This window comes from Ramlibacter sp. WS9 (assembly GCF_003797765.1).
Taxonomy (GTDB): Bacteria; Pseudomonadota; Gammaproteobacteria; order Burkholderiales; family Burkholderiaceae_C; genus Ramlibacter.
Genome location: NZ_RKMB01000089.1, coordinates 1 through 958, shown reverse-complemented (window position 1 = coordinate 958; position 958 = coordinate 1). Strand labels below are relative to the sequence as shown.

Genomic DNA, 958 nt, shown 5'->3' with positions numbered 1-958 from the left:
GCAGTTCGAGGTCGAGCAGGGCGTCGGGATGGTCGATGGGCAGGGATTGGTAGTAACCGACAGCTTTCATGGGGGCTCCGGGAAACGGGCCTCAGGCGAGGCGATAAAGTTGGTCGATCTTCACGTTCTGCAGCAGGGCTTCGTTGCCGCGGCTGAAGCGCAGGAAGTGTTCGGTGTTCTGGTGCCGCTCCAGGGCGGCGTCGTCGCGCCACTGCTCGATCATGTAGAACAGGTGGGAGTCGTGGCGGTCCTGGTGCAGGTCGTACTGCAGGCAACCAGCCTCGGCGCGCGACGGGGCGACCAGGGCGCGCAATTCGCGTTCCAGGGCCTCGGCGTGGCCGGGGGCGGCGGTGATGGTGGCGATCAGGGTGAGGGGTGTGCTCATGGTGGGTTCCTTCGATGGGGCGGAGTCAGGATGGGCTATTTCAAATCGCTGAAAAACAGGCTATCAGGGAAGACTCTTTCAAAGGAATCTTGAAAATGCTGCGTTACGACGACCTCCAGGTGTTCGTCCACACCAGCGACAGCGGCTCGTTGTCCGCCGCCGCGCGCCAGTTGGAGATTTCCCCGGCGGTGGCCAGCGCGGCGCTGAAGCGCCTGGAAAGCGAGCTGGAGGTACGCCTGTTCGCCCGCTCCACCCGCAGCCTGCGCCTGACTCCCGAGGGCGACGCGTTCCTCCTGCATGCCCGCGCCTCGTTGCGCAGCCTGGAGGAGGGGCGCCGGTTGCTGCAGGGCGGCAAGGACCAGATCGCCGGGGTACTGCAGCTTTCCGCGCCCTCCGACTTCGGCCGCAACCTGCTGCTGCCCTGGCTCGACGAGTTCCAGGCGCGCTATCCGCAACTGAGCCTGCGCCTGCTGCTCGGCGACCGGGTGACCGATCTCTACCGGCAACCGGTGGACGTGGCGATCCGCTACGGCGCACCGGCCGACTCCAGCCTGGTCGCCCTGCCGCTGGCGC

The 958-nt window shown here is 66.6% G+C and carries 2 protein-coding genes; one reads left to right on the top strand and one right to left on the bottom strand.

Going from position 1 to position 958, the window contains the following annotated elements; all coding sequences use genetic code 11:
• Positions 1-91: 91 nt before the first annotated feature.
• Positions 92-385 carry a putative quinol monooxygenase gene (locus EEB15_RS33050; RefSeq protein ID WP_003104358.1) on the bottom strand — a complete coding sequence of 98 codons (294 nt, stop codon included), beginning with the start codon at positions 383-385 and terminating at the stop codon, positions 92-94.
• Positions 386-480: 95 nt separating this feature from the next.
• On the opposite strand from EEB15_RS33050, the gene EEB15_RS33045 reads away from it, so the two are divergent.
• Positions 481-958 (top strand): LysR family transcriptional regulator (locus EEB15_RS33045; protein ID WP_139307074.1); only part of this gene is annotated, 478 nt, incomplete at its 3' end.